The following is a 22,815-nucleotide window of genomic DNA, read 5'->3' as shown; positions in this document are numbered from 1 at the left end:
AAAACGGCCGGGCATTAAATGCCCGGCCGTTTTTGCTGAAGCGTTGCGACTTACTTTAAAACAGCCAGGGCTGCTTCGTAGTTCGGCTCTTCAGCGATTTCTTTAACCAGTTCGCTGTGCAGCACGTTGTCGTTTTCGTCCAGCACGACTACCGCACGGGCAGTCAGGCCAGCCAACGGGCCGTCAGCAATTGCCACGCCGTAGTTCTCGATGAACTCACGGCCGCGCAGGGTCGACAGGTTCTGTACGTGTTCCAGACCTTCGGCACCGCAGAAACGGGCCTGGGCGAACGGCAGGTCAGCCGAGATGCACAGCACCACGGTGTTTTCCAGATCGTTGGCCTTGGTGTTGAAGGTGCGCACCGAAGTCGCGCAAGTTGGCGTATCAACACTCGGGAAGATGTTCAGCACTTTGCGTTTACCAGCAAAGCTGGCCAACGTCACATCGGACAAATTACCTGCTACCAGCGAAAACGCCGGCGCCTTGGAGCCTACTGCCGGCAGTTCGCCTTTGACTTGAACAGGGTTGCCTTTAAGCGTCACTTGAGCCATGAACGATGTCCTTCTTAACGGTTTTTGAAGAAGCCGGAGTTAAACACGAATCAGGCAGCCGACCTACGGCCCGCAGGTAAAATGTCATGGGCCGCGGAACAAAAAGACCGTGCCGGTACTGAAAAATTCCAAAAATGCCCGGCCTCGAGCAAAACAGTACCCGGCAGCAGACCCCGGGAACTGGCAGTCGCGCCATTTGCTGCTAGCTTCCTAGCGCTGCATTCTTAAGACTTCCAGGGAATTGGACGCTCATGGCTAAGACACACCTTGCTTCGGGACTCTTACTGACCCTGGCCCTGGCCCCTGTCACTGCTGCCCTGGCAGACAATCCCGATATAGCCAACAAAAGTAACAACCCACTGAGCCTGGCCCCGGGCCTGAACCTGCAGGACTACTACACGCCCCGGGTCTACGACAGCAATATCCACACCAATGACGCCCTGCTGCGCGGCGCCCTGCCCGTCGCCCCGAACGACTTTATCGGCGTACCGCAACTGTTGCGTGCCACCCTGCCCATCAGCACCCGCCCCGACCCCAGGAGTGGTTACAGCACCGGTATGGGCGATCTCAACCTGTTCGATATTTTCCTGCTCAAGACCGATGGCGTGCAGTTGGGCATCGGCCCGCAAATTACGGCGCCCACTGCCGAGCATGACGAACTGGGCACCGGCAAATGGCAAGCGGGGCTGGCAGCGATGCCATAGATGCCTCATCCCGTGGCCTGCTGGGGGCACTGGTGCAGTATCAAAGCTCTTTTGCCGGTCACAGTGATCGCCAGCATGTCGAGAGCGCCACCTTCCAGCCGTTCATCATCCACAACCTGCCAAAGGGCTGGTACTTGCGCTCCACCGGCACCTGGACCTATGACCTGAAAAACAACATCCACTATATCCCCGTCGGCCTGGGTTTCGGCAAGGCATGGAAAGCCGGGGGCAACATCCTCAACGCCTACCTGGAACCACAATGGACAGTGGAACGCAAAGGCGATGACTTGCCGCAATTCACACTGTTCGCCGGCATTAATGTCACCTTCGGAAAATAAGGAAATTTCATGAATTCGCAGCTTCGTGCTTCTGGCTTCAGCGCCCGGCCCCGGGAGCACGCCCACGTCATGCTGGCCACTCCAGGCCTGGAACAGGGCAAAACCTTCGCCCAGACCGGCGCTTGCCTCGATAAAAGCTGGAAACCCGATGACATCAGGTTGCTGTCATGAGCAGTCAATCCACAGTCAGGGACTTTGCCAGGTACCTCAAGCCCCCCGTTTATGCCCTGGCAGCCTGCCTGTCACTGATGACAACCCAGGTATCAGCCATGAACTTCAGCGCGTCGCCTGCAGAGGCCACAAGCATCGCCAGAGAAGCCTATCTGTATGGTTTCCCGGTGGTGGAGATGTACAAAACCCTCTACGCCCAGGCCGTGGACCAAGGCGGCAAGGACTTCAAGGCGCCGTTCAATGACATCGGCAACACCGCCATGGTGTTCAGCCCCAAAGACAGCGCTTTCGTGCCCCCCAATTCGGACACGCCCTATTCATTTCTATGGATGGACCTGCGAGCCGAGCCGCTGGTGCTGACGCTGCCGGCAATTGAAGACGGTCGTTACTACTCCACGCAGTTGATCGACCTGTACACGCAAAACTTCGCCTACCTCGGTAGCCGTACCACGGGCAACAAAGGCGGGAACTTCCTGATTGTCGGGCCGGGCTGGCAAGGTGAGAAACCGGCCGGTATCGAGGCCGTGATTCCCAGCGAAAGCGAAATTGCCTACGGCCTGTACCGGACCCAGCTGTTTGATGAAAAAGACCTGCCCAGGGTCAAGGAAATCCAGCGCGGTTACACAGTGCAACCCTTGAGCCAGTTCCTCGGCCAACCCGCCCCGCCGCTGTCTGCAGCCATTGACTGGCCGGCCCCCGTGGCGAACATGAGTGACAGCCCCGAGCTGTTCAACTACTTGAATTTCATGCTCGCATTTGCCGAGCCGCAGCCCGGTGAAACGGCATTACGCGAGCGCTTCAAAAAAATTGGCATTGAACCGGGCCTGCCCTATGCAACGGGCCAGCTGTCCGCCGAGCAACGCAAGGCCCTGGAAGAAGGAATTGCAGCAGGTAAAGCCGAATTCCAGCAGTTCAAGAAAGAGCAGGTCGACACGCACAAGATCAGCAGTGGAGACCTGTTCGGCTCCCGCGAGCACTTGAAAAACAACTACGTGTACCGTTATGCGGGGGCCAATATGGGGATCTTTGGTAACTCTGCCGAAGAGGCCGATTACATCGGCTATTTCGTCGACAATCAGGGCCGCCCCCTGGACGGCTCCAGACAGCGCTATACCTTGCACTTTGACAAAAATGCCCTGCCCCCTGCCAATGCCTTCTGGTCGCTGACAATGTATGACGGCAAAAGCAAATTGCTGGTGGACAACCCGCTGGATCGCTACCTGATCAATTCGCGCATGTTGCCCGATCTCAAGCGCGACGCAGATGGCGGTGTGACCCTGTACCTCCAGCCTCAACCCCCGGCCGGGGATCTGCAAAACAACTGGTTGCCGGCGCCTGACGGGCCGTTTTACGGCGTACTGCGTATTTATATGCCCAAGCCTGAACTTGCCGACGGGCAATGGAAAATGCCCTTGCTGACACCTGTAGCACCCTGAGCTGTAACCTGCAGCACCCCGGCAAGCCGGGGTGCTGAAACTGTTTTGCCCGCACTCAGTTGCAGATCCCGGAGCTTACTGGCTCTTCAGTTTCAAATACGACTGATGAAGATCTGATGCCCAGCCATCTATCACTTTTTTCACATCGTCGGTCTTCATTTGCTGGCTGCTGTTCTCCAGCGGTTTGCCGGTGCCTTTGCGCACCACCTGCGCCACTACGTCCTGGCTCTGCCCGTCAATGAATACGGCTTCGGTTGCCAGCTGGGTTTCCTGATCGCGAATGCCCGACGCCGTACTGACCGCCGCCGCCACCAGCGCTACCGGAATATATTCGTAAGGTGCCAGGCTCTCGGTCTCGCTGCTCACGGCAGTGATCGCCGGTCGCACCACAATCACGCCCGGCCCGGGGGCGCTGGCCAGTGGCAATGATTTGCTGAGTTCACGCTTGAGTGCTTGATCGTAGTAGCGGGTAATGCCGTTCAACGTGCTTTGCGGAATCTTCTCCGTCGGCTTCGGCGCCGGGTAGAGCTGGCTTGGCTCGATATAGACGCTGGTGTACTGGTTAATATTCAGCTTGGGATCGATCCAGCGCATCACTTCGGCGCCCGAAGGCGATTTGGCTTCTTTAAGGCGACTGTAATCCTTCAAAAAACCGGAGTATTCATCCGGCTGCTGGACCTTGCTTGCACAGCCCACTACCCCGATCGAGGCAATACACAACGTACTAATCATCAGTCCGAGCTTCATTCTGTAACTCCTGTGGAGAACGTAACTATTTGTGTGCCGGATTTATGTATAGCTAATCTGCGGAAAAAGCGCTGCTTCGCCGACCAATTTTCCCGAGACACAGAGGGAAAACAGTACAGCTCAGAAGTATTTAAAAAATGTAAATCGGCTAAAAACCAGATCAGATTTTAAAAAACACTTTTAAATATGCCGCTAAATCTGCTCCGTATTAATTCTCCCCCCCTGAATCTGTCTTGTTTCCTGCCAACTTCCTAGAGTTCACCCAGCGCCAGACCACCAGGCCTGGCAGGACTTTGAACCGTGGAAGACTTGAGCATGAGCACAGCACTAAACGGGCAGGCCTATAACTATAAGGTCGTCCGCCAATTCGCCATCATGACCGTGGTGTGGGGGGTGGTCGGCATGGCCATGGGCGTATGGATCGCCTCGCAACTGGTCTGGCCGCAAATGAACCTGGATTTGCCCTGGACCACCTTCGGCCGCCTGCGACCGTTGCACACCAGCCTGGTGATTTTCGGCTTTGCCGGCAGCGCACAGTTTGCCGCCAGCTACTACGCGGTGCAGCGCACCTGTCAGGTACGGTTATTCTCGGACAAGCTGGCAGCCTTTACCTTCTGGGGCTGGCAATCGGTAATTGTGATCATGCTGGTCACCCTGCCGCTGGGCTATACCACCACCAAGGAATACGCCGAAATAGAATTCACCGGTGCCGTGTGGCTGACGGTGGTCTGGGTCGCCTACGCCATCGTGTTCTTTACTACCGTGGTGCAGCGCAAAACCAGACATATCTATGTCGGCAACTGGTTTTTTGGCGCCTTCATTCTGGTCATCGCCATGCTGCACGTGGTCAACCACCTGGCGATTCCGGTGGACTGGTTCAAGTCTTATCCCGTGTATGCCGGAGCCACCGATGCCATGGTGCAGTGGTGGTATGGGCATAACGCGGTAGGTTTTTTCCTGACCACCGGCTTTCTCGGGATGATGTACTACTTCGTGCCGAAACAGGTCGGCAGGCCGATTTATTCCTATCGCCTGTCCATCGTGCATTTCTGGGCCCTGATTACCCTCTATATCTGGGCCGGCCCCCATCACCTGCACTACACCGCACTGCCGGACTGGGCCCAGTCGCTGGGCATGGCCATGTCCATCATCCTGCTGGCTCCCAGCTGGGGCGGCATGATCAACGGCATGATGACCCTCTCCGGGGCCTGGCATAAATTGCGCACCGACCCGATCCTGCGGTTTCTGGTGCTGTCACTGGCGTTCTACGGCATGTCGACCTTTGAAGGGCCGATGATGGCCATCAAGACCGTCAATGCCCTGTCCCACTACACCGACTGGACCATCGGCCACGTCCATGCCGGGGCCCTGGGCTGGGTGGCGATGATCACTTTCGGCGCGCTCTATCACATGATTCCCAAGATCTTCGGCCGCGAGCAGATGTACAGCATCGGGCTGATCAACCTGCACTTCTGGCTGGCGACCATCGGCACCGTGCTGTACATCGCCTCGATGTGGGTCAACGGCATCACCCAGGGCCTGATGTGGCGCGCGATCAACGATGACGGCACCCTGACCTATTCGTTCGTGGAGTCGCTGAGCGCCAGCCACCCGGGCTACGTCGTACGTCTGGTGGGCGGGCTGTTCTTCCTCAGCGGCATGCTGTTGATGTGCTGGAACCTGTGGCGAACAGTGCGCGTGGCCGACCTCAAGCAAGCCGAACTGACGGCTCAGATAGCCTGACCAACAACCCGATGCAGGTCGCCGGACCGGTATCGGGTGCTTTCGACAAGGAGTGCCGGACATGATCGAAATAGCCCTCAATAGCGCAGCCGTCATCAGCCTCTATTGCGCCATTAGCTGGTGTTTGAAACATAAAACCGCGACCGATATCGACGAAGCCAGCCTGATTCCCTTTGCCGACGACCCTGAAGTGGCGCGCCGGGTTGAGCAGGCCACGGGCAAAACCATCAACGCAGTACAGATGAGTGAGCAAAGCCGCGAGCCAGACCGGTACACGCTGGAACTCTGAATCGAGGTAAATGGCTGCTGAGGCAGATTAAATCGCACGATCAGTTGCACTACCAAGGTATTCGGCGGCATTCTGCCAGCCTGGGTTTAACGAACTTTTGATCGACACCGCACTCAATCTTTACAGCCATTAACACCTTTTCCGACAGAGACGCTCATGACTTCCAAGCTGGAACAACTCAAGCAGTTCACCACCGTGGTCGCAGACACCGGCGACCTCGACGCAATTACCCGCCTCAAACCCGTTGATGCCACGACCAATCCATCCCTGCTGCTCAAAGCCGCAGCCATGCCGGGTTATGCCGAGCTGCTGAAAAATGCCATCGCCCACGCCAACGGTGATGTCGGCCTGGCCTGCGACCACTTCGCGGTCTCGGTGGGTAGCGGTATCTTGAAGGTCATTCCGGGCCGTATTTCGACCGAGGTCGATGCCCGCCTGTCGTTCGACGAATTTGCCTTGCTGAAAAAGGCCAACCAGTTGGTCGAGCTTTACGACAAGGCCGGCGTGGGCCGCGACCGGGTACTGATCAAGCTCGCTTCGACCTGGGAAGGCATCCGTGCCGCCGAAAAACTGGAAAATGACGGCATCCAGACCAACCTGACCCTGTTGTTCTCGTTTGCCCAGGCCGCAGCCTGTGCCGATGCCGGGGTGTTCCTGATTTCGCCGTTCGTGGGCCGTATTTACGACTGGTACAAGAAGTCCACCGGCATTGACTACACAGGATCCGATGATCCGGGTGTGCAGTCCGTGACCCGCATCTACAACTACTACAAAGCCAATGACTACAAGACCGTGGTCATGGGTGCCAGCTTCCGCAACCTGAACCAGATCGAACAGCTGGCCGGTTGCGACCGTCTGACCATCAGCCCGGACCTGCTGGAAAAACTGGCCCTGGACGAAGGCAAACTGGAGCGCAAATTGAGCCCTGGGCATCAGGGCGAACCGCGCCAGAGCCTGAACGAAGCGCAGTTCCGCTGGGCCTCGAACGAAGACGCAATGGCCACCGAAAAACTGGCCGAAGGCATCCGCCAGTTCGCCCGTGACCAGGAAAAGCTAGAGGCGTTGTTGACGGCCAGGTAATCCCGCAACAGACCGCGCAATGCCCGCTCCTACAGAAGCTGCACACAACCTGCAGGAGCGGGCCCAGCGACAGAAGCTGCGCTTATCTTGTGGGAGCGGGCTTGCCCGCGATGGCAGCCCCCCGGTAACTCAGCAAGTCAGCAGACTCCTGCAATACCCCTCCACTCCCGCCTCCAGCCCCGACATCGGTTCCTCATAACCCGCTTCGCGCAGCCGGCTCAAGTCGGCGCAGGTGTAGACCTGATACTTGCCCTTGAGCTCTTCGGGGAACTCGCAGTAGCGCAACACCCCTTCAAGCACTGCAGTTTCCAGGGTCAGGGAAGGCCGGCCCTGCGCTCCACGCAAACAGTTGATCGTTGCCAGCGCCAGCTCGTTGAATGAGCGGGCCACACCGCTGCCCAGATTAAAAATGCCACTGGTTTGCGGGTGATCCAGCCAGTGCAGATTGACCTTGACCACATCCTCCACCGAAACAAAATCACGCATGTGCCCGCCTGCCGGATAGCCGCCGTACTCACCGAACAACTCGACATGCCCGTGGTCGCGGTATTGATTGAAACAATGCCGCACCATCGAAGCCATACGGCCTTTGTGTTGCTCGCGGGGGCCGAACACATTGAAGTAACGCAACCCCACCACCTGGCTGCGCGCCTTGCCCGACAATTGCCGCACATGCTGATCGAAGAGGAATTTTGAGTAGGCGTAGACATTCAACGGCCGCTCACACTCGCGAACTTCGCGAAAGTCCCGGTTGGCGCCATAGACCGCTGCCGAAGAGGCATAGATAAAGGGCGTCGCTTGCTCCTGACAGGCTTGCAGCACGTCACAGCTGTAGCGGTAGTTGTTCTCCATCATCAACCGGCCGTCACGTTCCAGCGTACTGGAGCACGCGCCCTGATGCAGAACGGCGCGTATATCGCCCAACTGACGATTGGAAAAACGATGCACGAACTCGCGTTTATCGATGTAGTCCGCGATATCGCAGTCCGCCAGATTGCGGCACTTGTCGCCATCGGTCAGATCGTCCACGGCAATGATGTCACGCTCACCGCGCCGGTTGAGTGCCTTTACCAGGTTACTGCCGATAAAACCGGCGGCCCCGGTTACGATGATGCTCATCTGTCACTACCTCCTGGAATATGGCTTGGGCTCAGGCTATGCCGGTGCGGGCCGACAGCCTTGATGCAGATCAAGCGCGCAAGTGAGTGACATAGCCGAACGTGACATACGGCACACGGACCACAGCGCCGAGATTCGATTGCCGCTCAACCATTCATTCAGCCATTCACGCATTCACGCATTCATTGTAGGAGCGAGCTTGCCTCGCGAGCTTTTCCTGCGCAGTCCTTCGAATCGCCAGAAGCTCGCGAGGCAAGCTCGCTCCTACAGAAGACGCAGAAGACGCATAAGACGTATGGATGTGTTACGCGGATCGCCGTAATAGCGCGCAGGCGCCGGCGCAGCCAGATCAACAGCCAGCCGTATGGTCGCTATAGAGGGTATGAAGGTCTGCATGCAACGGCAGTGGGTTCGACGGGGATGGCCCACGGGAACCCTCGGTGCGCTTGCCAGACTCAAGCCTTGAACGGCTTGCGAGGGACAATCACCCGCCCGGCGCCGCCCGGAATGGCAGCGACGGGCGGAGCTGAATCAAGGAATCAGCGAGTAAACCAGCGACGAAATTGCTACCAGGCCAACGGCGGTGACAAACACGTTGGAGATCTTGCCCGAGTACTGGCGCATGGCTGGTACCCGACGAATCGCGTACATCGGCATCAGGAACAGAATGGCCGCGATCACCGGGCCGCCCAGAGTTTCGATCATTCCCAGAATGCTTGGGTTGAGCGTTGCTACTGCCCAGCACACTATCAGCATGAACGCTGCGGTCATGCGGTCCAGGGCTTTCGCTGCCGGGCGCTTGCCGGTCTTCAGGACCAGGCCTTTAAGACCTTCGCTGGCGCCGATGTAGTGACCCAGGAACGATTTGGCTATCGCTACAAAGGCAATCAACGGGGCGGCAAAGGCAATGGTCGGGTTGCTGAAGTGGTTGGCCAGGTAGGACAGGATCGACAGATTCTGCGCCTTGGCTTCAGCCAGCTGCTCAGGTGACAGGGTGAGCACGCAGCTGAAGACGAAGAACAGCACCATTGCCACCATCAACAGGTGGGCGCGGGACAGGATCTGCGAGCTGCGCTCATCGGCGTTCGCCCCATAACGGCGCTTCTGATCAACGGCAAAGGCCGAGATGATCGGCGAATGGTTAAACGAAAACACCATCACCGGAATCGCCAGCCACAAGGTGTGCAGCAATGCTGAAGGCGCCGGCAAGGTGCTCGCCGTGCTCAGAATCCCGCCATTCCAGTGGGGAATCAAAAACACCGCCAAAAACAACAGCGCGACAATGAACGGATAGACCATCATGCTCATGGCCTTGACTATCACTTGCTCGCCGCAACGCACCACGGCCAGCAGGCCGAGAATCAGCACCAGCGACAAAATCGCCCGGGGTGGTGGTGTGACATGCAGTTGATTGAGCATGAAGCTGCCGACCGTGTTGGTCAGAGCAACGCTGTAAATCAACAGAATCGGAAAAATCGCACAGAAATACAGCAGCGTGATCAATGCACCGGCCCGCAAGCCGAAATGCTCTTCAACAACATCCGTGATGTCAGAGCCTTCGCGTCCGGAGAGTACGAAGCGGGTCAAACCGCGGTGAGCATAAAACGTCATCGGAAACGCCAGCAACGCCAGAATCAGCAACGGCCAAAAGCCGCCAAGCCCTGCATTGATGGGCAAAAACAAAGTACCTGCGCCAATGGCCGTGCCAAACAGGCCCAGCATCCAGGTAGTGTCATGACGACTCCAGCGACTGAGGGTCGCGGGTGCCGCGTCAAAGCGTTCATCGACGCTGTTAGCCTGGTCATTCATCCGGTCGAATCTCCGCTAGCCGGTCGTTACCACGCAGCCGGGGCGGACAAAACACACCTTACAGACAACGCCCCGGCCGTAAGAAGGGCGCGATTCTCCGGGATTAGTCATAAGAAGCAAAGGTTTAGCTGAGCAATGGTACAAATGATCTTCCATCCCAAAGCAAGAGCTGGACACTAATTGATACACTATGCTTGCCATGAAACCGCTCTAAAGGCCTGTCGCCCATGACTTTTTCGCACCGTTACACCGCACTCATCGGACTTCTCGCCGCCCTTTCGCTGCCGACGGCGAATGCCGAAAGTCTGACGATTACCTGGCCCGGCGACTGGGAGGTGCAGGCCGTGCCACCTGCCCCCGATGACAATGGCCAGCGCCAGCGGGCGGTAAAAAATGACCCCAACGGTGATCCGTTGATGGTGATGGAGCTTACCCAGACCACATTGGCTCCTGACCACAAGGTCAATATGGAAGCGGTACTGCTGCAGATGCGCAAGACCTTGCAGAAGAACTTCGCCGGCGCCGGCTACCAGAGTGCCTGTAACAAAATTCACAGCAGCACCCTGGGCGGTCTGGAGGCATTGGAAACCACCTGCAAAATCACCCAGAACGGCAACCACGTGATCACCCAGACCCTGGTCGCCGCCACCCATGACAGCAACGCCTATGCCCTTTCCTACGCAGGTCCTGCAGACGGCTACAAAGCCAACGAAGCTGAAGTACTGGGGATCCGTGCCAGCCTGCGTCTGGCGCAATAAGCCCTTTACCTGTCCGGACCGGAGCCTGCCCCGTGAACACTCAGCCATTCTTTCCCTTTCAGGCTCTGGCCGACACCTTGCAGGCCTGGCTGGCGGAGGACAACGGGGACGGCTCCCACGATCTGTCACATATCCACCGTGTGTGGACCAATGCACAAGTGATTCAGGCCAGGGAAGGCGGCGATCTGGAAATTCTCCTGGCCGCCACCCTTCTGCACGACTGCGTGGCAGTGGAAAAGGATTCGCCTTTACGGGCGCAGGCCTCAACCCTGTCTGCGAATAAAGCCGCGACCATCCTGACGGGGCTGGGCTGGCCCGAGTCGCGAGTGAACGCAGTGGCCCACGCGGTACAGACCCACAGTTTTTCCGCGGCACTGACGCCCGCCACCCTGGAAGCAAAGATACTGCAGGACAGTGACCGCCTGGATGCCATCGGCCTGATCGGCGTAGCACGCTGCTTTTATGTATCGGGAAGAATGGGGGCGGCGCTGTACGACTTCACAAACCCGCAGGCGACGGGACGCGAGTATCAGGACAAGCGTTACACCCTCGAGCATTTCCATACCAAGTTGCTCAAGCTGGCGTCAGGTTTTCAAACCCCGGAAGGTGCGCGACTGGCAGCCATCAGACATAAGCGCCTTGAATGGTTTGTGCAGGATTTCATGGATGAAATAGCCGGCCTGTAGGAGCGAGCTGTTGCGGCCTCAGATACCGCAGCAAAAAAATCGCGAGCAAGCTCGCTCCTACAAGAATTTCACCAACCCCACCCTCTGTAGGAGCGAGCTTGCTCGCGAGCTGTTGCGGCCTCAGATACCGCAGCAAAAAAATCGCGAGACAAGCTCGCTCCTACAAGAATTTCACCACCCCCCGCCTCTGTAGGAGCGAGCTTGCTCGCGAGCTGTTGCAGCCTCAGATACCGCAGCAAAAAGATCGCGAGCAAGCTCGCTCCTACAGGGTTTGGCCGGCAGTGCGCCTACGGGATCAGCACCACTTTGGCGCAGGTCCCTGCATTGACCTCGGCATAACTGCTCAACCCGTCTGCCAACCGCGCTTCTTGCAGCCCACGGGGCACGGGCAGCAGGCCCTGGTCGAAATACTGGCCAAATTGATCAAGCATCCGGGCGCACTCGCCACAGCTGTAAAGCAGCGAGTTAACCCCGATCAACGTGCCGCCCTTGCGATACAGCGCCAGCGCCGGCAAGTGCACATGGCCGTCCAGAGGTGCAGCAATGAAGGCCACACGACCAAAAATCCGCAACGCCGCAACGGTCGCTGGCAGCCAGTGCCCGGTGGTGTCGAATATGACTTCAGCACCATCGCTGAACACTGCGCTGACCTGAGCGGCCAGATCTTCGGGCTTGCCCAGCACAATCACTTCAATCCCTTGCTCCCGTAGCACTTGAGCCTGGTCAGGGCGCCGCACCGCAGCCAGCACCCTGGCGCCGAGTACTTTCGCCAGCGCAATGGCGGCACTGCCTACAGCACCGTTGGCACCGATCACCAATAAACAGGTATCCGCCCCTACATCACTGCGCTGTAGCGCATCCCATGCCGTGGTATAGGGCACGCCCAGGCTGGCGGCCTGAACAAAGCTCAATGTGCGGGGCTTGAGCGCGACTCCCGCAACCGGCAAGCGCAAAAAATCCCCATGGGAACCATCACCATAGAAGCCCAGTTCCTGGCCGGTACCCCATACCTCCTGCCCCATCAGCGCCGCTGGTCCCTCGACAATCACCCCGGAAAAGTCACGCCCCGGAATACGCGGCAAGGTGGTGTAGGGGAAACGCCCGAGCACATTCTTCACATCGCTGGGGTTCAGGCCGGCCGCCTTGACCTGCACCAGCACCTCGTCTGCACCGGGTACGGGGGTTGGCACTTCAACCAGGGTCAGTGCGGCCAGATCGCCGGTTCTGGAGAATTGCAGTGCTTTCATGCTCAGCCCTCTGGGTGGTGTATTGATGCCCCCAGTGTATGACCGACAGCCGACAGGTATCGGCCAAAGCCTTCTGCCTATCGGTCAAACCGCCGTTGCTGCGCCCTGGCGCAGTGCATATAACGAAGGACTGACCCCCAACTCGCGTCGGAACATGTCGCTAAAACTGCTGGGGGAATAGCCCAGCGAGCGTGCGACCTGGCTGACACAAGTCCCCTGAATCAGTTCGGCAGCTGCGGTCGCCAGTTGCACCTGGCGCCGCCACTGCGCAAAGCCCGTACCCAGTTCCATCTGAAACAGCCGCGCCAGGGTACGGACACTGGCCCCGGCGTTCTGCGCATGTTGCTCGAAGGAAATATCCAGGGTCGGGCTGGCCATTACCGACTGGCACAGGTTCAGCAGGCGCCGGTCAGGTGTATCGGGCATTGGCACCCTGAGCAAGGTACGCCCCGCGCGTTGCAACTCGAGCAGCGTCAGATTGAGCACAGCCTCGGTGTAGGACGATTGCCCAGCAGCCTGCTCCACCAGATTGATGATCAATTCGCGCAGCAAACGTCCGACTTCAATCACCTGCACGGTGCTGTCCAGAGTGCTGGCCAGTGCCGGAGGCAGATAGATATTGCGCATCTGCAAGTCCGAGACCACCCGGATCCCGTGGGGCACCCCCGGCGGTAGCCAGACCGCCCGTTGTGGCGGAACCGCCAGGGCTTCCTCCGGGGTGTCGACCCACATCACCCCGGACATGGCATATAACAATTGGCCCCATTCATGCTCATGGGGATCAATGTATAAACCACGCGGATAGGTACGGGCCAACGGCTGAACCGGCACGCCGGGATCAGACAAATCAGGCGGGACTGCAAGTGCCATGAACTGAAGACGTCAGAAAAGTGAAGAGCCATGGTAGCCAAGCTGCTGCTCGACAACCAGACTGAGGTCTTGAATGCACCAAAAATGCCCCTACCTGACAAAATCGTCATCTTGTTATCAGCTGCCTGACAGTGCCCGGCACTCAGGCTGAAACTTTTTGGATTAAGAGAAACCCGATGAAAACCCCATTGCGTCTTGTCGCCCTTTCGGCCCTGTTGCTGACCTCAATGGCACAGGCTGCCGAGCAACTGACCATCGATGTTCACCGCGATGCCAATTGTGGCTGCTGCAAAACCTGGATCTCCCACCTGCAAGCCAATGGTTTCAAGGTAAATGACCATGTTGAAGCGGACATGAGCAGCTTTAAACAGCAGGCTGGCGTAGAGCCGCGACTGGCTTCTTGCCACACCGGCATGATCAACGGCAAGTTCGTGGAAGGTCATGTGCCGGCCGATCAAGTGGTCGCCCTGAGCAAACGCAACGACCTCAAGGGTATTGCCGTGCCGGGCATGCCGGTGGGCTCCCCGGGCATGGAAATGGGCGACCGCAAGGATGCCTACCAGGTGATAGGTCTGCGTAACGACGGCAGTGATGAGGTCATTGCGCAATATCCGGGCAACTGACCCCTGCCTGCGCAAACGCACCGAACAGGTGCGTTTGCGGACAAGACCGCCTGGCTGCCAGGACGTACCGCTCAGCCGAATCCCCACCTTATGGCGCTTATTTCAGGCACCTGTCCCACAGCCTCCCGGCATCCCTCCTACACTTGAGGCTGTCGCAATTGCGACGCTTGATTTTCGCGCTTAAATAAACCGAACCTTCTGCATTGGCTACAGGTCAAGTTAAAGGCAAGTCACCCTTTGTGGTGCATTCCTTGCAGCGATCTGTCAGCCGACTGCGCGCCCATGGCTTCGGTGGTCAACCGCTTAACAATCTGGAGTTGAATGTCGCCCCTGAGGAAATGATTGTTTCCCTGCCGGACAGACAAAGTGAATCTATAAGTACAAAGGGAGAGAGTCATGATCAGTGCTGCTGCTTCCCAACAAGATGATCGGCTTGACCCGCAGGCCTCCAATCTGATTTCACTGTCAGATTCAGGCCCTGCAGGGAAGGCAGTACTGCCGGCAGGAAATGCCAACCCCAATAAAAAGAAGGTGCTGTTTGTCACATCGGAACTGGCTGATCTGGTTAAAACCGGCGGCCTTGGAGATGTATCCGCCGCACTGCCCCGGGCCATGCGCCACCTGCATGATGTGCGGGTCCTGATTCCGGGCTACCGCCAGGTGCTAAACAGCGACAATCCGATCCATATCATCGGCGAACTCAGCGGTCACGCAGCCTTGCCCCCATGCAAGATCGGGCGCATGGACCTCAAGGACGGGCTGGTCATCTATGTACTGATCTGCCCCGAACTGTATGAGCGCGAAGGCAGTCCATATGGTGCCAACAATGGCCGTGACTGGCCGGACAACCATATCCGCTTTGCCCGCCTGGGCCTGGCTGCGGCCGATATTGCGGCCAATCTGGCACAAATTCACTGGCAGCCCGATCTGGTGCATGCCCATGACTGGCCGGCCGGGCTGACACCGGCGTATATGCATTGGCGCGGACAGCGCACCCCCACCCTGTTCACCATCCACAACCTGGCCTATCAGGGTGTATTCAGCCGGGCCTGCTGCCCCGAGCTGGCCATTCCGGACCATGCCCTGCAACAGGATGGCATGGAGTTTTATGGCAAATTGTCATTTCTCAAGGCCGGGATGGCCTATTCGAGCCATATCACCACCGTCAGTGCCACCTATGCCGCCGAAATCACCACCCCCAGCTTTGGTTGCGGGCTTGATGGTTTCCTGGCCAGCAAAACCCAACAGGGCCTGCTCAGCGGAATCCCCAACGGCATTGATGAAAGCTGGGAAGCATCTACCGATCCGCATCTGGTCGCGCCGTTCAGCATTGGCGACTGGAAGGGCAAGGCCCTGAACGCCGATCACGTGCGCAACCTGTTTGGCCTCACACCATCCAAAGGCCCCTTGTTCGCCGTGGTGTCGCGTCTGGTGTACCAGAAAGGGCTGGACCTGACCGAGGCCGTGGCGGCGTATATCGTCGCCTCGGGCGGGCAGATTTGCATCATCGGGCGCGGCGAACCCGAAGCAGAACAGGCCATGCGCGACCTGGCCCTGCGCTTTCCCGGACAGGTCGGCGTGCGCATCGGATTCAACGAAACCGACGCCCGCCGCATGTTCGCCGGCAGCGACTTCTTATTGATGCCCTCGCGCTATGAACCTTGTGGCTTGAGCCAGATGTACTCGCAACGCTTCGGCTCGCTGCCCGTGGCGCGCAATACCGGCGGCCTGGCTGACACCATTGACGATGGCGTGACCGGTTTCTTGTTCGATGAATCCACTGTCGAAAGCTACCAGCAGGCCCTGTGCCGGGCGTTCAAGGTGTTTGCCTACCCGGGCCTGCTCAATGCCATGCGATGCCGCGCCATGACTGCGCCGTTCAACTGGTGCAAGGCCGTGGAACCCTACGCCGAACTCTATGAACAATTGGTCAGCACGTCTCTGAGCAACGCCGGCAAATTTTAAAGAGGCCTTAGTCGATGCCTTCACAGACATTGCAAAGCTGGCCCCATGGCGCCCACCTGCTGGACGCGCAACACACACGCTTCACCCTCTGGGCCCCGGATGCGCATTCGGTCAGCCTTGAGCTGGATAACGGCCGGTCGCTGCCAATGCCGGCCCGGGCGCAGGGCTGGTTTGTGCTGGATGCCCCCTGCCCCAAGGGCACCCGTTATCGCTACTGCATCAATGGCGAATTTACGGTGCCGGACCCGGCCTCCCGGGCGCAGGACGGCGGGCTCGAGGGTTACAGCGTGGTACTCGACCCCAATGATTACCACTGGCGCAACCGCCACTGGCAAGGCCGGCCCTGGCATGAAGCGGTGATTTATGAACTGCATGTCGGCGTGCTCGGTGGCTATGCCGAAGTGGCCAAGCTGTTGCCGCGCCTGGCACAAATGGGCATCACCGGCATCGAACTGATGCCTTTGGCGCAGTTCAGCGGCGAACGCAATTGGGGCTATGACGGCGCCCTGCTGTACGCGCCCCATGACACCTACGGCTCACCCCAGGCACTCAAGCAGTTGATTGACCAGGCCCATGGCCTGGGCCTGATGGTCATAGTGGACGTTGTCTACAACCATTTCGGGCCGCAAGGCAATTACTTGCCCACCTATGCCAACCCGTTTTTCAACGAGCAGGCCCACACCCCCTGGGGGGCCGGCATCAATTACGAACGCCGTGAGGTACGTGACTTTTTCATCGGCAACGCGCTGATGTGGTTGCTTGAATATCGCTGCGACGGGCTGCGCCTGGATGCAGTGCATGCAATCAATCACCCGGGTTTTATGCATGAATTGGCGCAGCATGTACGCCAGCGCGCAGGCCCGGAACGACAGCTGTGGCTGACCCTGGAAAACGAGGCCAATCAGGCCTTTCTCCTGGAAAAAGACTACGACGCACAGTGGAATGACGACGGGCACAACGTCTTGCATGTACTGCTGACGGCAGAAACCGACGCCTATTATTCCGAGTTTGTCGAAAACAACACCCAAAAGCTGGCTCGTTGCTTGAGTCAGGGCTTTGTCTTTCAAGGCCAGAACGATCGCCACGGCAATGCCCGGGGTGAATCCAGCAGCCATTTGCCGCCCACCGCCTTCGTCCTGTTCTTGCAAAATCACGATCAGGTCGGCAATCGCGCCCTGGGTGATCGCCTGCATCAGCTTTGCCCGCCCCAGGCCTTGCGCGCCGCGACCACCTTGCTGCTGTTATCGCCGATGATTCCGTTGCTGTTCATGGGCGAAGAAAGTGCAGCGCCCGAGCCCTTTCTGTTTTTCACCGACTACACCGGCGAACTGGCCCAGGCCGTCACCGAGGGCCGACGCAAGGAATTCGCCGACTTCAGCAGCTTCAACTCGATAAGCCAGGGGCCGGAAATTCCCGATCCCAATCTGTTATCGACCTTTAGCCATGCCCGCCCGTCAGTGCCCGGGGTCGATGACGGGCAGCGCAATAACATGCTGGCGCTCTATCAAGAATTGCTGCGCATACGCCATCAATCGATCATTGCGCGCCTGCCCGGAACCCAATCCCTGGGGGCCCATGTACTGGCGGCAGGCGCCGTGGCCGCTCACTGGCGCATGGGTGACGGCAGCGTGCTGAACATCACCCTCAATCTGAGTTCCCGCGCGGTGCTCCACACCCCGGCGCCTGCTACCGAAATCTTGTTTCAAAGCCAGCCCCAAGTGGCCTCGCAACTCCACGAGCAGCATCTGCTGGCCCCCTATTGCGCGTTGGTCAGCCTGCTTGCCGCCCCCCGTCAATCGCCCCCACCGGAGAGCGCCCATGAGTGAAGCGCAACTTGAAATACTGGCCAGTCGTGCCGGCCTGGCCGTGGACTGGGTAGATGCCAACGGGACGCCCCAGCATGTACCGGCCCACGCACTGAGAGCGGTACTGGCCGGGCTCGGTCTGCCTGCCGATACGGCCGAAGCCATAGAAACCAGCCTGCTTAACCTGCAGCTGGAACAGCAAAACAAACACCTGCCGCCGCTGCTGACTGCCGACGTGGGTAAAAGCCTGAACCTGGCGCGGTATTTCAACCCCCATAGCCAGTGCGTCATCCATCTGGAAACCGGCGGCACCCTGGACATTCAACTGGACGCCGACGCCTGGCTTCCCGGCATGATCGGGGTGGGTTATCACCGGGCCCAGGTCGAAGATCAGCACTTCATCCTCGCCGTAGCTCCGGCCCGGTGCTACAGCATGGCGGACGCCGTCAACAGTGCCACACCCCGGGCCTGGGGTTTGAGCACGCAACTGTACGCCCTGAAACGCCAGGGCGATGGTGGCTTTGGCGACACCCGGGCCCTGGCGCACTTTGCCCAGGCCGCCGGCGAGCGTGGCGCCGATGCCCTGGCGATCAGCCCGATGCACGCCATGTTCAGCTGCGACCCGTATCGCTACAGCCCCTACTCACCCTCCAGCCGGCTGTTTCTCAACAGCCTGTACGCCGCCCCCGCCACCGTACTGGGTGAGGTCCCGGTGCAACGGGCCATCGAGACCTGCGGTCTTGCCCCCGAACTGCACCGGCTGGAGCAACTGCCGCTGATTGACTGGCCAGCGGCAACCCTGGCCAAACAAACCCTGCTGCGCCAGCTCTACGAAGACTTCCTGCTCGGTGAACAGCCGCTGCTGGACGACTTCCTGCAGTTTCGCGACGAAGGCGGTGAAGCCCTGGAAAACCACTGCCGGTTCGAAGCCTTGCAGGCGCAGCATGTGGCCGAGCAGCAAAGCCTGGACTGGCGGCAGTGGCCCGAACAGTGGCGCGATCCCGACAGCCCGGCACTGCTGATATTTGCCGAAGAACAAGCCCACAACATCGGCTATTACGCCTTTTGCCAGTGGCTGATTGCCCGGTGCCTGGCTCAGGCGCAAAAGGCCGCCCGCGACAGCGGCATGGCGGTTGGCCTGATCGCCGACCTCGCGGTGGGCGCCGATGGCGGCGGCAGCCAGGCCTGGTGCCGTCAGGATGAACTGCTGGCGCACCTCACCGTCGGTGCTCCACCGGACTTGCTCAATCGTCAGGGCCAGGGCTGGGGCATCTCCGCATTTTCCCCCGATGGCCTCAAGCGCAACGGCTTCCGCGCCTTTATCGAAATGCTGCGGGCCAACTTCGCCCACGCCGGCGGCTTGCGTATCGACCATGTAATGGGCCTGCAACGCCTGTGGGTCATCCCCCTGGGCGCCCCGGCCCATGAAGGGGCCTACCTGTACTACCCGGTCGAAGACATGCTGCGCTTGCTGGCGCTGGAATCCGTACGCCATCAAGCCATTGTCCTGGGCGAAGACCTGGGCACAGTGCCCGACGGCTTGCGCGAAAAACTCAGCGAGCGCTCGATTCTGGGCATGCGCGTGCTGTTGTTTGAACAGGATTACGGGGCCCATTTCCGGCCCATTCTGGACTGGCCGGATAACGCACTGGCCACCACCAGCACCCATGATCTGCCAACCCTCAATGGCTGGTGGCTGGAGCGCGACATCGACTGGAATGCCCGGCTGGGCATGGTGGATCAGGCAACCGAGGCCCACTGGCGGGAAAACCGCCAGCATGAACGTAATGGCCTGCACCGGGCGCTGAGTCAGGACCGGCAGAATTTTCTGGACGAATCCACCGGGGCCGACCAGGTGCTCGACGCCAGCGCCCGCTTCCTTGGACATACCCGCGCGCCGCTGGTGCTGCTGCCCATCGAAGATGCCCTGGGCCTGCAAGAACAGGCCAATCTGCCCGGGACCATCAGCAGCCACCCCAACTGGTGCCGACGCCTTCCCGCGGACTGCGACACCCTGCTTGATTCAGCAGACGTTGCCCGACGCCTGGAACTGCTCGCCTGCGCGCGACTGCAAGCCCAGGAGCGCGATCAATGAACGGCCAGCCGCCAGTGCCCGTGCGCGCGACCCAGCGCGTGCAATTGCATGCCGGTTTCACCCTGGATGATGCGCGGCTTCAGGTGCCCTACTTCGCGCGCCTGGGCATCAGCCATCTATATGCCTCGCCCTTGCTCACCGCCCGCGCAGGCTCGATGCATGGTTACGATGTGGTGGACCCGGCCCACGTCAGCCCGGCGCTGGGCGGCGAATCGGCGCTGCGGCGTCTGGTGGCCGAACTGCGGGCCCACGACATGGGCCTGATCCTCGATATCGTGCCCAATCACATGGCCGTGGGCGGGTCTGACAATGCCTGGTGGCAAGACCTTCTGGCCTGGGGCCGGGCCAGCCCGTACGCCGAGTTTTTTGACATCCAGTGGCACTCCTCCGACCCCTTGCTAAAGGGTCAGCTGTTGCTGCCGTTTCTGGGCAATGACTACGGTGCAAGCCTGCAAGAAGGCAGTATCCGTTTGCGCTTCAATGCCGACACGGGCGCTTTTCACGCAGAGTATGGCACCCATCATTTCCCCATTTGCCCGCTGCACTACGCCACCCTCCTCGGCAACAGCCCGCAGCAGCCCTTGCAGGTGCTGGCAGAGCAATTTTCGGCGCTTAAAGACAGTGACAGCCCCCGGGAACAGGGCCTGGCGCTGCAACAGCAACTGGCCGTATTCAGCCAGTCGCCCGGCGCTGATGACGCCATACAGCAGCTGTTGTCACACTTCGATTCACGCCACGCCCAGGGTTTTGCCCGCCTGCACCAGTTGCTTGAGCGTCAGGCCTACCGACTGGCCAGCTGGCGCACTGCCGCCGACGACATCAACTGGCGCCGCTTCTTTGATGTCAACGAACTTGCGGGTTTGCGCGTTGAGCGCTCCAGGGTCTTCGATGCCACCCACGACAAAATATTCCAGCTGATTGAACAGGGCCTGGTGGACGGATTGCGCATCGATCACATTGACGGCCTGGCCAACCCGCGCGGGTATTGCCGCAAATTGCGCCGCCGGGTAGATAGCCTGAGCCCGGGCCGGCATATACCCATCTATGTCGAAAAGATCCTCGCCATGGACGAGCTGCTGCCCGGCGACTGGTGTGTCGACGGCACCACCGGCTATGAATTCATGGATCAGGTGTCACTGCTTCAGCATCAACCCGAGGGTGAGCAACCCCTGGCGCAGTTATGGTCCGGCCTCAGCCAGCGACCAGCCGACTTTCACGCCGAAGCCTTGCTGGCACGCCAACAGATCCTCAACGGTTCCCTTGCCGGTGATTTTTCAAGCGTGGCCCAGGCATTGCTGGACGTTGCCCGCGACGACATCATGAGCCGCGACCTGACCCTGGGCGCCATACGCCGGGCTCTGGAAGCGCTGGTGATGCATTTTCCGGTGTACCGCATCTATATCGGCGCGAACGGCCGCAGCGCGGCCGATGAGGTCTTCTTTGAGCAGGCACTGGCTGGCGCCCGGGAGCAGTTGGGTGAAGCCGACTGGCCCGTGCTGGCCAATTTGCAACAGTGGCTGGGGGGCGCTGCCTGGCGCAACTGGCCTGCAGGCCTTTCACGCAAACGCCTCAAGCATGCCTGTGTGCGTTTTCAGCAACTGACCTCGCCCACTGCCGCCAAAGCCGTGGAAGACACGGCGCTCTATCGCTATGGACGATTGTTGTCGCGCAACGATGTCGGCTTCAGTACCGAACGTATCAGTGCTCCGGGCGAAGACTTTCACCGCGTCTGCGAGCAGCGTTCAAAGCACTTCCCGGACAACCTGCTGGCCACCGCCAGCCATGATCACAAGCGCGGCGAAGACAGCCGCGCGCGCCTTGCCGTACTCAGTGAGCGCAGTGCCTGGTACGTGCAGTGCGTGCAGCGCTGGCACCCCCTGGCACAGGCACTGCGGGCAGACGCCAGTGGCCCGACGCCCGGCGATGAGTTGATCCTGTATCAAATCATCCTCAGTACCTGGCCGCTGGATCTGCGGCTTGACGATGCCCCGGGCCTGCAGCAATACCACGACAGAATCTGGCAATGGCAACTCAAGGCCTTGCGCGAAGCCAAGCTCGAGAGCCAGTGGGACGCCCCTGACGAAGCCTATGAGCAAGGGGTCAAAACCTTTGTTGCCCGACTATTGCTGCAACCGGCCGGGCTCGCTTTACGCACCGAACTGTTTCAGGCCTGTGAAGACATCGCCAGTGCCGGGGCCGTCAACGGGCTGGCGCAATGTCTGTTGAAACTGACCACCCCCGGGGTTCCCGACATCTACCAGGGCACCGACCTCTGGGACCTGAGTCTGGTGGACCCGGACAACCGCCGGCCCGTGGACTTCGAACAGCGCCAACAACTGCTTGCCAGCCCTTTGAGTGAAGACCAACTGCTGCTGCAGTGGCGCAGTGGTGCGATCAAACAGGCATTGATTGCCCGCACCCTGCATCTGCGCGCGCGCCACCCGCAGCTGTTCAGTCGCGGCAGCTATATCCCGCTGACGGTAAGCGGTCCGCGGGCCACCCAAGTACTCGCATTTGCCCGTCGCTGGCAGGATCAACTGGCGGTGATCGTGGTGCCACGCTTGAGCGCCGCCGACCTGCAAAAACAGGCGCCCGTCTTTAGTTCAAAGTCCATTTGGGCAGATACCTGCATCGATTTACCGTTTGACGGATTAAACCTCAAATTAAAGGGACTTTTTGAAACACCGGTAGTCACTAAAAGTAAGACGCTGCGGGTCTGCGATGCTCTCGATACCTTCCCCGTCAATCTCATGATCAACCCTTGAGTTCAGGAGCTTTG

General features: G+C 59.4%; 18 protein-coding genes and 1 pseudogene. 13 read left to right on the top strand and 6 right to left on the bottom strand.

Annotation, left to right across the window (positions count from 1 at the left end; translation table 11 throughout):
• Nucleotides 1–50 precede the first annotated feature (50 nt).
• On the bottom strand, nucleotides 51–551 hold the full coding sequence (gene tpx, locus FEZ21_RS12275; protein WP_003447601.1) for a thiol peroxidase: 501 nt from the start codon (nucleotides 549–551) through the stop codon (nucleotides 51–53).
• 251 nt (nucleotides 552–802) lie between these two features.
• On the opposite strand from tpx, the pseudogene FEZ21_RS12270 reads away from it, so the two are divergent.
• The 3 genes and pseudogenes from FEZ21_RS12270 to FEZ21_RS12260 all read left to right on the top strand — a co-directional run bounded on the left by FEZ21_RS12270 (nucleotide 803) and on the right by FEZ21_RS12260 (nucleotide 3,200).
• Nucleotides 803–1,593 (top strand): annotated as a pseudogene (locus FEZ21_RS12270) (hypothetical protein).
• 9 nt (nucleotides 1,594–1,602) lie between these two features.
• Nucleotides 1,603–1,764 (top strand): hypothetical protein, encoded by a 162-nt coding sequence (locus FEZ21_RS12265; protein WP_160627242.1) that lies wholly within the window; start codon nucleotides 1,603–1,605, stop codon nucleotides 1,762–1,764.
• Nucleotides 1,761–3,200, top strand: a complete 1,440-nt coding sequence (locus FEZ21_RS12260) for a DUF1254 domain-containing protein (protein ID WP_160627240.1) — start codon at nucleotides 1,761–1,763, stop codon at nucleotides 3,198–3,200. Before FEZ21_RS12265 ends, FEZ21_RS12260 begins: the two co-directional genes overlap by 4 nt.
• A 75-nt stretch (nucleotides 3,201–3,275) precedes the next feature.
• Here FEZ21_RS12260 and FEZ21_RS12255 read toward each other — a convergent pair whose 3' ends face one another.
• Nucleotides 3,276–3,947 (bottom strand): DUF3313 domain-containing protein, encoded by a 672-nt coding sequence (locus tag FEZ21_RS12255; protein ID WP_003447598.1) that lies wholly within the window; start codon nucleotides 3,945–3,947, stop codon nucleotides 3,276–3,278.
• A gap of 315 nt (nucleotides 3,948–4,262) precedes the next feature.
• Between FEZ21_RS12255 and ccoN the strand changes: the two genes are divergently transcribed.
• The 3 genes from ccoN to tal all read left to right on the top strand — a co-directional run bounded on the left by ccoN (nucleotide 4,263) and on the right by tal (nucleotide 7,059).
• A complete protein-coding gene (gene ccoN, locus FEZ21_RS12250; RefSeq protein ID WP_003447597.1) occupies nucleotides 4,263–5,690 on the top strand; it encodes a cytochrome-c oxidase, cbb3-type subunit I in 1,428 nt (475 codons plus the stop codon).
• 61 nt (nucleotides 5,691–5,751) lie between these two features.
• On the top strand, nucleotides 5,752–5,979 hold the full coding sequence (locus tag FEZ21_RS12245) for a hypothetical protein (protein ID WP_003447596.1): 228 nt from the start codon (nucleotides 5,752–5,754) through the stop codon (nucleotides 5,977–5,979).
• A 156-nt stretch (nucleotides 5,980–6,135) separates the two neighbouring features.
• Nucleotides 6,136–7,059 (top strand): transaldolase, encoded by a 924-nt coding sequence (tal, locus tag FEZ21_RS12240; RefSeq protein WP_010656088.1) that lies wholly within the window; start codon nucleotides 6,136–6,138, stop codon nucleotides 7,057–7,059.
• Nucleotides 7,060–7,188: 129 nt separating this feature from the next.
• Here the strand turns inward: tal and rfaD are convergent, their stop codons facing one another.
• Both rfaD and FEZ21_RS12230 read right to left on the bottom strand, forming a co-directional pair.
• On the bottom strand, nucleotides 7,189–8,178 hold the full coding sequence (gene rfaD, locus FEZ21_RS12235; protein WP_160627238.1) for an ADP-glyceromanno-heptose 6-epimerase: 990 nt from the start codon (nucleotides 8,176–8,178) through the stop codon (nucleotides 7,189–7,191).
• A 531-nt stretch (nucleotides 8,179–8,709) separates the two neighbouring features.
• On the bottom strand, nucleotides 8,710–9,987 hold the full coding sequence (locus tag FEZ21_RS12230) for a serine/threonine transporter (protein WP_003447591.1): 1,278 nt from the start codon (nucleotides 9,985–9,987) through the stop codon (nucleotides 8,710–8,712).
• Between the two features lie 227 nt (nucleotides 9,988–10,214).
• Here FEZ21_RS12230 and FEZ21_RS12225 point away from each other — a divergent pair, with 227 nt between their 5' ends.
• Nucleotides 10,215–10,745: a DUF4946 domain-containing protein gene (locus FEZ21_RS12225; protein ID WP_010656090.1), complete on the top strand. Its 531-nt coding sequence runs from the start codon at nucleotides 10,215–10,217 to the stop codon at nucleotides 10,743–10,745.
• A 32-nt stretch (nucleotides 10,746–10,777) separates the two neighbouring features.
• Entirely contained in the window at nucleotides 10,778–11,431 is a 654-nt protein-coding gene (locus FEZ21_RS12220) for an HD domain-containing protein (RefSeq protein ID WP_003447588.1), read from the top strand.
• A gap of 287 nt (nucleotides 11,432–11,718) precedes the next feature.
• Here the strand turns inward: FEZ21_RS12220 and FEZ21_RS12215 are convergent, their stop codons facing one another.
• Nucleotides 11,719–12,678, bottom strand: a complete 960-nt coding sequence (locus FEZ21_RS12215; protein WP_160627236.1) for a zinc-binding alcohol dehydrogenase family protein — start codon at nucleotides 12,676–12,678, stop codon at nucleotides 11,719–11,721.
• Nucleotides 12,679–12,762: 84 nt separating this feature from the next.
• Nucleotides 12,763–13,548, bottom strand: coding sequence for a helix-turn-helix transcriptional regulator (locus FEZ21_RS12210; RefSeq protein WP_003447583.1), 786 nt, complete (start codon nucleotides 13,546–13,548; stop codon nucleotides 12,763–12,765).
• A gap of 176 nt (nucleotides 13,549–13,724) precedes the next feature.
• Here FEZ21_RS12210 and FEZ21_RS12205 point away from each other — a divergent pair, with 176 nt between their 5' ends.
• The 5 genes from FEZ21_RS12205 (at nucleotide 13,725) to FEZ21_RS12185 (ending at nucleotide 22,801) form a co-directional block, all read left to right on the top strand.
• Nucleotides 13,725–14,171 carry a DUF411 domain-containing protein gene (locus FEZ21_RS12205; protein WP_003447581.1) on the top strand — a complete coding sequence of 149 codons (447 nt, stop codon included), beginning with the start codon at nucleotides 13,725–13,727 and terminating at the stop codon, nucleotides 14,169–14,171.
• Between the two features lie 396 nt (nucleotides 14,172–14,567).
• Nucleotides 14,568–16,136 (top strand): glycogen synthase GlgA, encoded by a 1,569-nt coding sequence (gene glgA / locus FEZ21_RS12200; protein ID WP_003447579.1) that lies wholly within the window; start codon nucleotides 14,568–14,570, stop codon nucleotides 16,134–16,136.
• Nucleotides 16,137–16,150: 14 nt separating this feature from the next.
• Nucleotides 16,151–17,962 carry a malto-oligosyltrehalose trehalohydrolase gene (gene treZ / locus FEZ21_RS12195; protein ID WP_160627235.1) on the top strand — a complete coding sequence of 604 codons (1,812 nt, stop codon included), beginning with the start codon at nucleotides 16,151–16,153 and terminating at the stop codon, nucleotides 17,960–17,962.
• Nucleotides 17,955–20,036: a 4-alpha-glucanotransferase gene (gene malQ / locus FEZ21_RS12190; RefSeq protein WP_160627233.1), complete on the top strand. Its 2,082-nt coding sequence runs from the start codon at nucleotides 17,955–17,957 to the stop codon at nucleotides 20,034–20,036. The genes treZ and malQ overlap by 8 nt, the downstream gene beginning before the upstream one ends.
• A complete protein-coding gene (locus FEZ21_RS12185; RefSeq protein WP_160627231.1) occupies nucleotides 20,033–22,801 on the top strand; it encodes a malto-oligosyltrehalose synthase in 2,769 nt (922 codons plus the stop codon). The genes malQ and FEZ21_RS12185 overlap by 4 nt, the downstream gene beginning before the upstream one ends.
• Nucleotides 22,802–22,815: the final 14 nt, after the last annotated feature.

The sequence above is a fragment of the Pseudomonas sp. 9.1(2019) genome (assembly GCF_009910445.1).
GTDB classification, from domain to species: domain Bacteria; phylum Pseudomonadota; class Gammaproteobacteria; order Pseudomonadales; family Pseudomonadaceae; genus Aquipseudomonas; species Aquipseudomonas paraversuta.
The sequence above is the reverse complement of the archived record's forward strand: the minus strand, read 5'-3'. Positions and strand labels throughout refer to the sequence as shown.